Source organism: Actinoplanes sp. 13, from assembly GCF_056134165.1.
Genome location: NZ_JBVYOQ010000005.1, coordinates 326,307 through 340,107 on the forward strand (window position 1 = coordinate 326,307; position 13,801 = coordinate 340,107).

The window sequence follows — 13,801 nt, forward strand, 5'->3', positions numbered from 1 at the left end:
GCTCAGTCCCGTACCAGATCGGTCATGAAAGCCTGGGCCGACGTGCCGCCGGCGGCTCGCGTGGACAGCGCCCCGCAGGCCGCCGCCAGGCGCAGGCTCGCGGCGATGTCCCGGCCGTCCAGGTAACCGGCGAGGAAGCCGGCGTTGAAGCTGTCGCCGGCGCCGACCGTGTCGACCGGGGCCACCGGGAGGGCGGGTTCGGTCACCGGGCCGTCCGGCGTCCAGGCCAGCGCGCCGTGCTCGCCGCGCTTGACCACGACGATGCCGGCCGACTCGGCGAGCCTCCGCGCGGCCTCCGCCACGTCGCCGGCACCGGTCAGCGCCAGGGCCTCGGCCTCGTTGGGGAACAGGACGTCGGTCTCCGCGATCGCGGCCGCGACACCGCCGTCCCAGCGGCCGGACGGGTCGTCGTTGGTGTCGAGCGAGGTCGTCACCCCGTCGGCCCGCAGCGCCGAGAACCACGCGGGCAGCCCGGCGGCCAGCCGGGGTTGCAGGAAGTACGAGCTGACGTGGACGTGCCGGGCCGCCACCGGGCCGAGGTCACGCACCTCCAGCAGCGGCAGGCAGCCGGGCGCGGTGAGGATCGCCCGGTCCGCGCCGTGCGCGACCACCACGGTCAGCGCGGTCGGGACGCCGGGGTCGATGACGCAGCCGGAGACGTCGACGCCGCGGTCGCGCAGGGCGTCGAGGCAGAAGCGCCCGGCCGGGTCGTCGCCGACCCGGCCGGCGAAGGCGGTGCGCAGGCCGAGCCGGGCGGCGCCGCAGGCGGTGATGGCCGCGGAGCCGCCGAGGGTGAGCGCGCCCGCGTCGACGAGGCGTTCCCGCTGGCCCCAGGGCAGGTCGGCGGGGGCGCCGGAGAGCACGACGTCGGGGTTGGCGTCCCCGACCACGAGCAGGTCGAAGCCGGTCATCCGCGCAGCGCCTCGGGGAGCAGGTCGCCGTGGGCCCGGGTCAGCGCGTCGCAGAGGTCCTCGATCGCGCCGGCGGTCAGCGTGGCGGCGGTGTTCGGGTCGACCAGCGCGGCGTGCCGGACGAGCCGGGGGTCGCCGGTGACCGCGGCGGCGACGGTCAGCTCGCCCACGCTGACGTAGGGGCGGTTGACCGCGGCCAGTTGCGGCGGAAGGTCACCCATCGGCTGCGGGTGGGCGCCGCCGGCGTCGAGCAGGGTGGGCACCTCGACGGCGAAGCCGGTGGGCAGGTTACCGATCAGGCCCCGGTTGCAGACGTTGGCCACGATCCGGCGGGGGATGCCGGTGACCATGCTGTGGACGACCTGCGGGGCGTACTCGGTGGCGTCACTGTCCGGTTCCCCGGCGCCGCCGGCGAGGTTCTGCTCGCTGATCCGCAGGTACTCGCCGACCGGGATGCGCAGCCGGGCGATCTCCTCGTCGTGGCGCAGGTACCAGGGCACGTACTCGGCGGAGTGCTCGCTGGTCTCGGTGGGATAGAAGCCGAGGCGGCGGTACATGTCGACGCGGACCCGGCGGCGCAGCTGCGGATCCTTCTCGATCGCGGCGTCCAGGGCCGGGTACAGGTCGGCGCCGCGGTGCCGCCAGCCGAGGACCCAGGCCTGGTGGTTGACCCCGGCGCTGTCGAACTCGACCTCGTCGAACGGGACGTCCACCAGCTCGCACAGCCCTCGGACGGTCCAGTACACCGAGTGGCAGAGGCCGAGCACGTTGAGCCGGGGCGCGATCCGGGACAGGTACGTGACGTTCATGGCCATCGGGTTGGTGTAGTTGAGCAGCCACGCGTCCGGGCAGAGTTCGAGCATGTCGGCGGCGATGCCGTCGAGCACCGGGAAGGTGCGCAGGCCGCGGAAGATCCCGCCGACGCCGATGGTGTCGCCGATGGTCTGCCGCAGGCCGAATCCGGCGGGCACGTCGAAGTCGGCGCGGGTGGCCGGGTACCCGCCGACCTGGATGGCGTTGATGACGAAGTCGGCGCCGTCGAGGGCGGCCCGCCGGTCCAGGGTCGCGGTCACCCGCGGCCGGGCGCCGTGCGCGCCGGCGAGGCGGTGCGCCAGGGTCTCGGCGGTGGCGAGCCGTTCCGGGTCGATGTCGTGCAGGACGAGGTGCGCGGTGGCCAGCTCGGGGAAGCCGAGCAGGTCGGTGAGCAGTTGCCGGGTGAACACGACGCTGCCGGCGCCGAGGAACACGATCGTGGTCATGACCGTCTTTCTGAGGAGGAATGGCCGCCCGGCCGGTGCGGCCGGGCGGCCGGTGTTCATCGGCGGGTGACGGCGCCGAGGGTGAGCCAGCCGGTGCGGTTGTCCTGGCCGGTGTTGGCGAATCGCAGCGGGATGCCGCCGCGCATCGGGTTGGGCACCCGCAGGACGATGTCGTAACGGCCGTCGCGCAGGCCGCGGGTGTCGATGCGGGCCGACAGCCGGGTGGGTTCCGCGCCCGGCTGGATGCCGGCCACGGTCCACGGGGTGCGCCAGCGCTTCACGATCCGGCCCTTGCGGTCGACGGCGGCCAGTTCGGCGGGCCAGTCGTAGTAGAACGGCGCGGTGCCCCGGTTGGCGACGCGGACCGACACCCGGTCCCGGGACACGGCGGCCTCGGTGACGGTCAGCTCGTAGCCGAGCGACTTCGCCGCAGCCAGCGCGCGCTGGTACTTGTCGCCGGTGAGACCGGTGCCGGTGAAGGCGCCGTGGTTGATCAGCCAGGAGGCGTGGGTCTGTGCCACCGAGGCGCCGAAGTCCTCGTACTGGGCGCAGCTGACCGGCTCGTCCCACAGGCAGGACTGGATCTCCGGGCGCAGCTCACCGCCGACCGGTTCCCGCTGCCACTTGTCGGTGACGCCCTCGTCGATGAGGCGCTGCACGAAGTGCCAGGACGTCGGCGGCAGCGTCTCGAAGGCGAACGAGTCGTCGTGGTACCCGATGTTCAGGTCCCTGTTCTGCGGGCTCGGGTAACGGGCCAGCAGCCGCGTGGTGTCGAACGCGGCCTCGAAACGGTTCAGGATGCGGGTGAGGTTCTCGGTGCTCGGCATCCAGTTCTCCGGCTGCGTCCACCCGTCGTACGGCCAGGTGTGCCACTCGCCCCAGAAACCGATCAGCCCGAGCGTGGCGAACCCGATCCGCGGGTCGCCGTCGTAACGGCGGCCGAGCGCGGTGATGAAGTCCTCCAGCGCGGTGATCAGGCGGGGGTCGTTCCAGTCCGGGGCGACGCTGACGCCGTTGTTGCCGAAGTCGGGGTACGGGCGGGTGAGCAGGCCCTGGTCGAGCAGGTACTGCGGGATGCCGGTGGGCCGGCCGGGATAGTCCAGGTAGATCCGGAACACGCCCTGGTGGCCGCGGTCGGCGATGGCGTCGAGCTGTTCCTCGAAGGCGTCCCAGCGGAACTGCCGGGGTCCGGTCATGATGTCGCGCAGCGGCAGGTAGAACCACTCCATGCTGTGCGGGAAGGTCTGGTATTCACCGGCGAAGGGCAGGAACCCCTTGAGCGGGTTGTCGGCCGGCGCGGAGGCGTAGGGCAGGGCCGTCCACTGTGGCGCCGGGGTGGCGACGGCCGGCGTGCCGGCCGCCAGGGTGAGCGCGGTGATCAGGGCGGTGACGAGTCTCAGGCGCATGGGGAAGTCCTCAGCTGACCGTGATGCGGTCGATGTCGGGAGCCCAGCCGCCGGGGTTGGCGACGGTGACGGAGGTGGTGCCGGCGGGCAGGTTGAGGGAGACCGAGGTGGTGCCGACGGTGTCCCAGCTGCCGGTGGGCGGGAACGTGACGGTCTGGCCGTTGATCACGGCGGTGCGCGTCTCGGCGGTCAGGTAGTGGAAGGTGACGGTCCTGGTGCCGCCGCCGGTGACGCCCTGGAAGGTGAGCGTCCCGCCGTTGCCGACGTACCCGACCTTCGACCCGCCGGAGCACGCCGCGCACCCGGCCACGAGCGCTCCCCCGCCGCGGGTGTTGGCCGGCGCCTCCGCCTCGTAGCTCGCGGTGCCGGTCCCGCCGCCACTGCCGACGGTCATCGCACCGAGGCCGAGCCAGCCGTCGGACTGCTGGGTGGCGTTGGCGAACCGCAGCTTCTTGGCGTCGGTGTCGACGGTCTCGAGGGGGTTCTTGACCCGCAGCACCCACTGGTAGGCCCCGGTGGCGACGCCGGACAGGTCCACGCTGTGCTGGAAGTACTGCCGGTGGCCGAAGTCGCGGTGGTCCCCGCCGGCGTTCCAGTCCGGGAAGTTCCGGATGGTCAGCGGCTGGACGGTGCGCAGGTCCCACGGGGTGTCCCAGGTGCGCACCACGTTCCCGCTGCTGTTCTTCAGGCCGAGCGTGACGGTCCACGGGTAGTAGAACGGGGCCACCCCGGTGTTGGCGATCCGCACGCCGACATTGGTGGAGCCGCTCGCGGTGTCCCGGTAGTACGCGTTGTCGACCGTGAAGTTGTAGCCCATCAGCCGTACCGCGGCGGCGACGTTGGCGTCACCCGCCGCGTAGCCGGCGCTCTGCTCGTTGATCATCCAGGTGGCGTGCAGCAGCTCGATGCAGGCCCGCAGGTTGTCGACGGCGCCGGAGCCGTTCGGCCAGTGCTGGAACGCGCCGGCCTGGATCTCCGGGCGCAGCTCGCCGCCCATCGAACTGGTGATCCACTTGTTCTCGACGCCGGCGGCGAGGGTGCGCTCCAGGTGGGAGTAGGACGCGCCGCCCATCGAGACGGGCAGGGTGACGCCGGCCAGGGGTGAGCCCTCGCGGAAGCAGAAGGAGTCGTCGTGGTACCCGATGTCGCGGCTGTTGGCGGCGCCGCCGGCCACGTCCGGATACCTGACCTCCAGCTTGGTGCGGTTGAAGGCGGCGTCGTACGCGGCGATGAGCTGCGCGCCGTTGGCGGCGGTCGGCATGTAGTCGGGGCGCCCGTCGGCGGTGTCGCTGTCGTACGGCCAGGTGTGCCACTCCCCCCAGAGCCCGACCAGGCCGAGGTGGACGTACCCGAGCCGCGGGTCGCCGTCGTAGCGGGCGCCGAACGCGGCGATGAAGTTGCGCAGCGCGGTGATCGCGAACGGGTTGTCGTAGTCGGGGTGCGTCACGTTCCAGTAGGTGTCGGACCGGGTCGGGACGTTGCCGTTGAAGCACGGCGGGATGGCGTTGCCGGGGTGGCTGCCGGTGCCGCCCGGATAGGTGAGATAGATCCGGATGGCGGCCTGGTTCCCGTAACCGGCGGTCTCGGCCAGCATCGCGTCCACCAGCGACCAGTTGTAGCTGCCGCAGTTCGACGCGTTCGTCATGATCTCGGAGAGGCCGAAGTATCCCCAGGTCAGCGAGTGCGGGTAGCCGGTGTTCTGGTTCGAGCCGGGTGAGTGGAACCGGGCCCAGCCCTTGAGCGGGTTGTCCAGCGGCCCGGGGGCGGCGGCGAGCGGATGGGCGGTCAGCGCCGGGTCGGGGGTGGCCGGGGCCGGCGGGCGCGGCGGCGGCCCGGCGGGTGCGGCGTGGGCGGCGGTCGAGGTGACGAGGGCGAGGACGGCACCGAGGACGACGGCGCCGAGTTTCGATGTCATGCCGGTCTCCGAGGGGGATGGGAGCGATTGTTGCCCGGGGATTACGAAGAGGTATTGACAAAATATCGAAGGTCTACATCATTATTCGACATCGGGGCGGCTGGCAAGAGCCAACTCGGACACTGATGAAGAGGCGTGGATGAGCTCGACGAAACGGCGCGACGACCGTCGCGCGGCGTGGTGGTTCCTGCTGCCTGTGCTGGCGGGATTCGCGGTGTTCTACGCCTACCCGGCGGCTCGCGGCGCCTGGTACTCGGTCACCGACTACTCGATGCTGAACGAACCCACGTTCGTCGGCGCGGACAACTACGCCAAGCTGGCCGGCGACGCCAAATTCTGGCAGTCACTGCTGGTCACCGGCTGGTACGTCGTCCTCAACATCGGATCCCAGACGGTGCTGGCGCTGGGGGTCGCGGCGCTGATGCACCGGCTGACCCGGTCGGTCGTCCTGCGGGCGACGCTGCTGCTGCCCTGGCTGGTCCCGAACGTCACGGTCGGCCTGCTGTGGATGTGGCTGCTCGACACCAACCTCGGCTTCGTCAACCACCTGCTCGGCGCGGTCGGGCTCGGCCCCGTCGGGTTCCTCACCGACGCGAGCCTGGCGATGCCGTCGATCGCCGCCATCAACACGTGGGCATACACCGGGTACACCGCGCTGCTGCTCTACGCCGGGATGCTGCAGATCCCGCAGTACCTGTACGAGGGTGCCTCGATCGACGGCGCGGGCGAGTGGCGGATGTTCCGCGCCATCACGCTGCCACTGCTGCGCCCGGTCCTGGCGCTGGTGCTGGTGGTCTCGCTGATCGGCTCCTTCCAGATCTTCGACACCATCGCGGTCACCACCCAGGGCGACCCGGCCGGGGCCACCCGGGTCCTCTACTACTTCATCTACCAGCAGGCCTTCTCGTACTTCCAGATGGGTTACGCGTCGGCCGCGGCCGTCTTCCTCGCGCTCATCCTCGGCGTTCTCACCGCGATACAGATGCGCCTGCTGCGCGCGTCGCGATCGGACCTGGCATGAAGACTCCCACCCCCCGCCGGCTGCTCGGCTGGCTCGTGATGGCCGTCATCGTCGTGGCCACCGTCTTCCCGTTCTGGTGGATGGTCCGCACGGCGCTCACCCCGGCGGCCGACCTCTACACCGACAACGCCGGCCTGCTCCCCCGCGACCCCACGCTGATCAATTTCACCCGGGTGCTCGGCCTGACCAGCGAGGCCGAGGCGCGCGCCGCCGGCGGCTCCGGAGCGCACATCGACTTCGCCCGCTACATCCTCAACTCGGTCGTGTACTGCGCGCTGATCGCGGCGTTCCAGACGCTGTTCTGCGCGATGGCCGGTTACGCCTTCGCCCGGCTCCGCTTCCCCGGCCGGGACCTGATGTTCGCGATCATCATCAGTGCCCTGATGGTCCCGCCGATCTTCACGCTGCTGCCCAACTTCGTGCTGGTCAAAGACCTCGGCCTGATCAACACGATGGCCGGCATGGTGGCGCCGACGCTGCTGATGACGCCGTTCGCGGTGTTCTTCCTGCGCCAGTTCTTCCTGTCGCTGCCGCGCGACGTGGAGGAGGCCGCCGTCCTCGACGGCAACGGGCCGTGGGGCATCTTCTGGCGCATCTCGCTGCCGATGAGCCGCGGCCCGCTGATCACCATCGGCATCACCACCACCGTCTGGGCCTGGAAGGACTTCCTCTGGCCGCTGCTGGTCGGCCGGGGCGAGGAGAACCGCCTCGTCACCGTCGCGCTGGGCGTCTTCCTCCAGCAGTCCCCCAACACCCAGCCGGACTGGACCGGGCTGATGGCCGCCTCCACCCTCTCGGTCGTCCCCGTCGCGATCCTGCTGCTGTTCGTCGGCAAGCGGCTGGTCCAGTCCCTGAACTTCACCGGAAGCAAGTAGACCTCCGCCCCGCAGATCCCTCCCGCAGTTTCCTCCCGCAGAAAGAGATTGAGATGAGCCGCAGAACACGAGCCGGCGCAGCGCTGCTGTCGCTCGCCGTCATCGCCGGGCTGACCGGCTGCTCCGCCGACGGCGACAGCGCCTCCGGCGACAACGTCACCCTCGACTACTGGCTCTGGGACGACAACCAGAAGGCGTCGTACCAGGCCTGCGCCGACGCGTTCACCGCCGCCAACCCGAACATCAAGGTCCAGATCACCCAGTCCGCGTGGGACCAGTACTGGCAGAACCTCACCACCCAGCTGGCCTCCGGCGACGCCCCCGACGTGTGGACCAACCAGGGCTCCTACTACCCGCAGTTCGTCACCAGCGGCCAGATCCTCGACATCCAGCCGTACGTGACCGCCGACAACGTCGACCTCACCCAGTACCAGGCCGGTCTCGCGGACCTGTTCACCAAGGACGGCAAGCGGTACGGCCTGCCGAAGGACTGGGACACCATGGCGCTGGTCTACAACGTCGACCAGCTCGCCGAGCGCGGGATCAAGCCGGCCGAGCTGGCCGACCTGTCCTGGAACCCCACCGACGGCGGCACGTTCGAGCAGATCATCGCCAAGGCCACCGTCGACACCAGCGGCCGCAACGGGCTCGACCCCGCGTTCGACAAGTCCAAGGTCAAGGTCTACGGGTACCTGCCCGAATGGGCCGACGGCTCGCAGGGCCAGAACGGCTGGGGCATCCTGGCCGCGAGCAACGGGTTCACCTATCTCGACAAGAATCCGTGGGGCACGCAGTACAAGTACGACGACCCCAAGCTGGCGCAGACCATCGACTGGTTCAAGTCGCTGATCGCCAAGGGCTACAGCCCGCCGCTGGACAAGAACTCCACCCTCAGCCGGGACACCCTGATGGGCGCGGGCAAGGGCGCCATCACCGTCGCCGGGTCGTGGACGATCAACACCTACCTCGGCGACTCGGCGCAGGCGAAGTTCGCGTTCGCGCCGCTGCCCGCCGGGCCGCAGGGCCGCAAGACGCCGATCAACGGCCTCTCCGACGCGATCTGGGCCGGCACCGAGCACAAGGACCAGGCCTGGAAGTGGGTCAAGTTCCTGGCCTCCGCCGAGTGCCAGGACATCGTCGGCGGCAACAGCGTCGTCTTCCCGGCCATCAAGTCGGCCGGCGAGAAGGCCCTGGCCGCGCACCAGGCCAAGAACCGGGACGTGCAGGTGTTCGTCGACGAGGCGCAGGCCCCGAACGGCACCTACTTCCTGCCGATCACCGAGCACGGCAACGAGATCAGCCAGACCGTGCAGGACGCCATCCAGTCGGCGGTGCTCGGACAGTCCGACTCGGCGAGCGCCCTGAAGAAGGCGAACGACCAGGTCAACGCCCTCTTCAAATAGCACAACGGTGCGGCGGGCCGGTCCGCCCGCCGCACCCCACCCAGCACGGAGGAGAACCATGGCATCGCTCATCGAGCTGGCCGGCCGCACTTTCGCCCTGCACCACGACGGCCCCGGCAGCCCGCAGGCGGCCGACGGCGGGCTGATCCTGCCGCCGGGGCGCGTCGCGCTGCTGCACGGACTGGGCGACGCCCTGGTCTACCGGCACGGACAGAACTCGTGGAGCCCCTGCGGATGGCGGCGGCTCTCCGAGTCACCGCTGCGGATCGCCGATCCCCGGCGGCGTGTCACCGCCGACGACGACGTCTGGGACGACCCGGCGCGGCACCACTCCTCCGCGGTCGCCGCGCTGGACACCGGCGACGGCGAGGTGCTGCTGCTCGGCGCCCTCGGCCTGGGCACCCCGCGCCTCTCGGCCGACCACGACACCCTGGCCGGCTGGTACGAGCACGGCGCGGCACCCTGGTTCGCCGCGTACGGCCCGGAGGAGGAGGTGTTCGCCGCCTACACCCGGCAGTTGGCCGCCCGGCTGGGCAGCAGCGACCGGCGCGCCGGCAACGTCTGGTGCTCGTGGTACGCGTACTACGAGACCATCACCGAGCAGCAGCTCGCCAAGGACATCCAGGACCTGGAGGGCCTGCCGTTCGACGTGGTGCAGGTCGACGACGGGTGGGAGCGGCTGGTCGGCGACTGGGAGCCCAACGCCAAGTTCCCGTCCGGCATGCGGTCGCTCGCCGACCGGATCACCGACGCGGGCATGACGCCGGGACTGTGGCTCGCGCCGTTCATCGCCCTGCCCGAGTCCGACTTCGCGCAGCGTCACCCCGAGCTGCTGCTGCGCGACGCGCACGGCCGTCCGGTGATCGCCGGGCACAACTGGGGCACCGGCTACCACGCGCTGGACCTCTCGAAGCAGGGCGCCCGCGACCACGTCGCCCAGCTGATCCACCGGGTGGTGCACGAGTGGGGCTTCCGCTATCTCAAGCTGGACTTCATCAACGCCGGAGCCGTCCCGGGCGCCCGCGAGGGCGGCGCGGAACGGGAGCAGACCTATCGCGACGCGCTCGCCCTGATCCGTGAGGTCGCCGGCGACGAGGTCTATCTGCTCGGCAGCGGCGCCATCCTGCTGCCGTCGCTCGGCATCCTCGACGGCCTGCGCAGCGGACCCGACGTCGCGCCGATGTGGCAGAACTACGCCAGCGAGGACCCGTCCGACGCGATGGCCCGCAACGCCGTGGTGAACACCCTGCACCGGCTCTGGCAGCAGCCGCTGGCCGAGGTCGACCCGGACGTCATCTACTTCCGCAGCCGCCTGAACCTGCTCACCGACCAGCAGCTCGACTGGCTGCGCGACCTCGCCGACATCTGCCGGTTCCGGGCCGTGTCGGACCCGCCGAGCTGGCTCACGCCGACCGAGCTGGACGCGATGATCACCTATCTGGCCGCCCGGCCGGAGGTGCGCCGGCTGGACCGGTACCGCTGGACCGTCGGCGGTCGCGAGGCGGACTTCACCGCCGCTGTCACGCCGGCGGCTCAGGCGTACCCCATCAGCTGACCCTCGCTGCCGGGGCGATCGGCTTGCGATCGCCCCGGCATTTTGTAAAGCTCAAAGCGTATTGGCGGTCACGGCCGCATCCCTGAAGGAATGAGACTTGACCGAGGTGACGATCACCGGAGCGGACCTGCCCCGGCTGCGCGAGCTCAACTCGCTGAGCATCGTGCGCGCGCTGCGCGACCATCCGCCGTCCACCGTCACCGAGTTGTCCCGGCGCACCGGCCTCTCCCGCCCCGCGGTGGACGTCATCGCGCAGGGCCTGGTCACCGACGGCTGGGCCAGCGTGCTGGAGCCGGGCGCCAGCAGTGCCGTCGGCCGCCCGGCGCGCCGTTACCAGTTCCGCGCCGGCGCCGGCCACGTGCTCGGCGTCGACGTGGGCGCACACAAGATCCTCGCGCTGCTGGCCGACCTCGACGGCAACATCGTGCAGACCGTCCGGCACGCCGTCGACGCGCAGGCCGGGCCGGACGAGCGGCTCGCCGAGCTGGACGAGGTGATCACCGCCTGCCTGACGCAGGCCGGCAAGACGCCGACCGACATCTGGGCCGTCACGATCGGCGTCACCGGCGCCGTCGACGCCACCGGGCGGACCCGCTTCTTCACCCCGCTGCCCGGCTGGCAGTCGGTCGACCTCACCGCCCACCTGGCCGGGCGGTTCGCCTGCCCGATCCTCGTGGAGAACGACTGCAAGCTCGCCGCCCTCGCCGAACGATGGAAGGGCGTCGCCACCGACGCCGACGACATCGTCTATCTGCTGGCCGGCATGCGCACCGGCGCCGGCCTGATCATCGACGGCGTGCTCCGCCGCGGCTTCGGGGGCGCGGCCGGCGAGATCGGTGCGCTGGAGAACGTCCGCTGGCTGCGGGCCCCCGGACACCTGCAGAACTGTCCCGGCGTCCCGGACACCGTCGACCCGGACGAGGTCGCCGCCTGGGTCTTCAACGCCGCCCGGGAAGGGCACAAGGCGGCCCGCAACGCCGTCAACCGTTACGTCAAGGACCTCGCCGTCGGCGCCGCCGCCCTGGTCCTGACCCTCGACCCGCAGGTGGTGGTCTTCGGCGGCGGCTACTCCCGTTCGGCCGATCTGGTGATCGACCCGCTGCGCCGCGAGCTCGAACGCCTCTGCCTGCGGATGCCCGAGGTCCGCGCCTCCACGCTCGGGGCGGACTCGGTCGCCCTCGGCGCGCTCAAGTTGTCGCTCAACGAGGTGGACCACCGGCTCTTCAGCGCCGGCCTGTCCGCACCGGTCGCCCCCCGCCGCCAATAGCTGTGTGGGGACTTCGGGTGCGCTCCGCACCTCAACTCCCCACGCAAGCGACCCACCCGCGGCCGGCGGGTGGCGGGCGGCGGTGTGTGGGGACTTCGGGTGCGCTCCGCACCCGAAGTCCCCACGCAAGCGGCCCACGGTGGGGTGGGTCAGCTGCCGACGCCGACGTGGGCCATCATCGCGGCCGGGTAACGGTCGCCGCGGGCCGAGCCGGCCGGCACCGCCCGCTCGATCTCGGCGAGGTCGGCGGCGGTCAGTGTGACGTCGAGCGCGGGCAGCGCCTCGGCCAGCCGCCCGCGGGTGCGGGCGCCGACCAGCGGCACGATGTCGGCGCCCCGCGCCGCCACCCAGGCGATCGCCAGCTGGGCGACGGTGACGCCGCGCGCCTCGGCGATCCCCCGCAACACCTCGACCAGGGCGAGGTTGTGCTCCACGTTGCCGCCCGCGAAGCGCGGGACGAAGGCGCGCAGGTCGCCGGGACCGGCGGAGTGGCCGGCGCGCCAGTGCCCGGAGATCAGACCGCGACTGAGTACGCCGTACGCCGTCATCCCGATGCCCAGCTCCCGCAGCGTCGGCAGCACCTCGGCCTCCACCGCGCGGGAGATCAGTGAGTACTCGACCTGGAGGTCGGCGATCGGGTGCACCGCGTGCGCCCGGCGGATCGTCTCGGCGCCGACCTCGGAGAGGCCGATGTGCCGGACGTACCCGGCGTCGACCATCTCCTTGACCGCCCCGATCGTCTCCTCGATCGGCACCGCCGGGTCGAGCCGGGCCGGCCGGTAGATGTCGATGTGGTCGACGCCGAGCCGGTTCAGCGAGTACGCCAGGAAGTTCTTCACCGCGACGGGGCGGGTGTCCACGCCGCCCCACGACCCGTCGGCCCCGCGCAGCGCCCCGAACTTGACGCTCAGCTGATAGCTGTCCCGGTCCCGGCCGCGCAGCGCCTCGGCGAGCAGCAACTCGTTGTGCCCCATGCCGTAGAAGTCGCCGGTGTCGATCAGCGTGACGCCGGCGTCCAGGGCGGCGTGCACGGTGGCGATGCTCTCCGCGCGGTCGGCCGTGCCGTAGCCGTCGGACATGCCCATGGCGCCCAGGCCGAGTGCGGAGACGGCCGGGCCGGTGGTTCCCAAGGTTCGTGTCTGCATGGCGGTCAGCCTGCGCGGTCGCCGCGCGGCCGTGAAGCGGAGCGTTCATCGTGGGAGAGCCGCTCCCTGGATCGGCGGCGCGGCGACGGGCAGCATGGGGACATGCAGCGTGACCAGCTCGCCGACTTCCTGCGCCGCCGTCGCGAATCGATCCGCCCGGCCGAGGTCGGCATCGCCGGCGGACCGCGCCGCCGCACCAGCGGGCTGCGCCGCGAGGAGGTGGCCCTGCTCGCCGGCATGTCCGTCGACTACGTCGTCCGCCTGGAGCAGGGCCGCAGCAGCCAGCCCTCGGCGCAGCTGCTCAGCGCCCTGGCCCGGGCGCTGCGGCTCTCCGACGACGAGCGCGACCACCTGTTCCACCTGGCGGGTCACCAGCCACCGCCCGCCGACGGCACCGCCCGTCAGGCTCGCGCCGGCCTGCTGCGCCTGCTCGACCTGCTCGGCGACACCCCGGCGGCGGTGCTCTCCGACCTGGGCGAGGTGCTCGCGCAGAACCGGGCGGGCGTGCTGCTCACCGGCGACCTGACCGGCTTCACCGGCGACCGTCGTTACCTCCCCTACCGCTACTTCACCGACCCGTCCGTGCGCGCGATCCACCCGCCCGAGGAGTTCGAGCACCAGGCCCGGCAGATGGTCGCCGACCTGCGCGCCACCGCCGGGCGGCGGGCCGGCGACCCGGTGGTCACCGGGCTGATCGAGCGTCTGCGGGCCGCGAGCCCCGACTTCCGGCGGCTCTGGGCCGAGCACGAGGTCGCGGTGCGGCGCTCCGACCGCAAGACGATGGTGAATCCGCGGGTGGGCCGGATCGTGATGGACTGCGAGACCCTGTGCACGCCCGACCAGCGGCAGCTGCTGCTGGTGTTCACCCCGGCCGACGACGAGAGCCGCGAGCGCCTCGCTCTGCTGCGGGTCCTCGGGGTCGAGGAGTTCCCCGTCCCAACCTGATGTCAGAAAGCCCCGCCTGGCCGGCGACGCCTTCGTCTACCGGGCCCTGACCGTCTTCGTGGCGTGGGGCCGCCTCGGCCCGGAGTCCTTCCCCGGCTG

The 13,801-nt window shown here is 71.6% G+C and carries 11 protein-coding genes; 6 read left to right on the plus strand and 5 right to left on the minus strand.

Going from position 1 to position 13,801, the window contains the following annotated elements; genetic code table 11:
• Positions 1–2: 2 nt before the first annotated feature.
• From AC0NH5_RS14035 to AC0NH5_RS14050, 4 genes are read right to left on the minus strand one after another with little or no spacing between them, the layout of a single operon-like run.
• Complete coding sequence (locus tag AC0NH5_RS14035) at positions 3–911, minus strand: carbohydrate kinase family protein (RefSeq protein WP_474403554.1); 909 nt, start codon at positions 909–911, stop codon at positions 3–5.
• A complete protein-coding gene (gene melA / locus AC0NH5_RS14040) occupies positions 908–2,170 on the minus strand; it encodes an alpha-galactosidase (protein WP_474403556.1) in 1,263 nt (420 codons plus the stop codon). Before melA ends, AC0NH5_RS14035 begins: the two co-directional genes overlap by 4 nt.
• 56 nt (positions 2,171–2,226) lie before the next feature.
• A complete protein-coding gene (locus tag AC0NH5_RS14045; protein WP_474403558.1) occupies positions 2,227–3,576 on the minus strand; it encodes a DUF4832 domain-containing protein in 1,350 nt (449 codons plus the stop codon).
• Between the two features lie 10 nt (positions 3,577–3,586).
• Complete coding sequence (locus AC0NH5_RS14050) at positions 3,587–5,491, minus strand: DUF4832 domain-containing protein (protein WP_474403560.1); 1,905 nt, start codon at positions 5,489–5,491, stop codon at positions 3,587–3,589.
• Positions 5,492–5,630: 139 nt separating this feature from the next.
• On the opposite strand from AC0NH5_RS14050, the gene AC0NH5_RS14055 reads away from it, so the two are divergent.
• The 5 genes from AC0NH5_RS14055 (at position 5,631) to AC0NH5_RS14075 (ending at position 11,612) form a co-directional block, all read left to right on the plus strand.
• Complete coding sequence (locus AC0NH5_RS14055) at positions 5,631–6,512, plus strand: carbohydrate ABC transporter permease (RefSeq protein WP_474403562.1); 882 nt, start codon at positions 5,631–5,633, stop codon at positions 6,510–6,512.
• Positions 6,509–7,387 (plus strand): carbohydrate ABC transporter permease, encoded by an 879-nt coding sequence (locus tag AC0NH5_RS14060; protein WP_474403564.1) that lies wholly within the window; start codon positions 6,509–6,511, stop codon positions 7,385–7,387. Before AC0NH5_RS14055 ends, AC0NH5_RS14060 begins: the two co-directional genes overlap by 4 nt.
• A gap of 53 nt (positions 7,388–7,440) precedes the next feature.
• Complete coding sequence (locus tag AC0NH5_RS14065; RefSeq protein WP_474403566.1) at positions 7,441–8,790, plus strand: ABC transporter substrate-binding protein; 1,350 nt, start codon at positions 7,441–7,443, stop codon at positions 8,788–8,790.
• Positions 8,791–8,848: 58 nt separating this feature from the next.
• The gene (locus AC0NH5_RS14070; RefSeq protein WP_474403568.1) at positions 8,849–10,345 is read left to right on the plus strand and encodes a glycoside hydrolase family 36 protein; all 1,497 of its coding nucleotides are present in this window, start codon (positions 8,849–8,851) and stop codon (positions 10,343–10,345) included.
• A 106-nt stretch (positions 10,346–10,451) separates the two neighbouring features.
• Complete coding sequence (locus AC0NH5_RS14075) at positions 10,452–11,612, plus strand: ROK family transcriptional regulator (RefSeq protein ID WP_474403782.1); 1,161 nt, start codon at positions 10,452–10,454, stop codon at positions 11,610–11,612.
• Between the two features lie 149 nt (positions 11,613–11,761).
• On the opposite strand, the gene AC0NH5_RS14080 is transcribed toward AC0NH5_RS14075, so the two are convergent.
• A complete protein-coding gene (locus tag AC0NH5_RS14080; protein ID WP_474403570.1) occupies positions 11,762–12,757 on the minus strand; it encodes an aldo/keto reductase in 996 nt (331 codons plus the stop codon).
• A gap of 102 nt (positions 12,758–12,859) precedes the next feature.
• On the opposite strand from AC0NH5_RS14080, the gene AC0NH5_RS14085 reads away from it, so the two are divergent.
• On the plus strand, positions 12,860–13,702 hold the full coding sequence (locus AC0NH5_RS14085) for a helix-turn-helix transcriptional regulator (RefSeq protein ID WP_474403572.1): 843 nt from the start codon (positions 12,860–12,862) through the stop codon (positions 13,700–13,702).
• Positions 13,703–13,801: the final 99 nt, after the last annotated feature.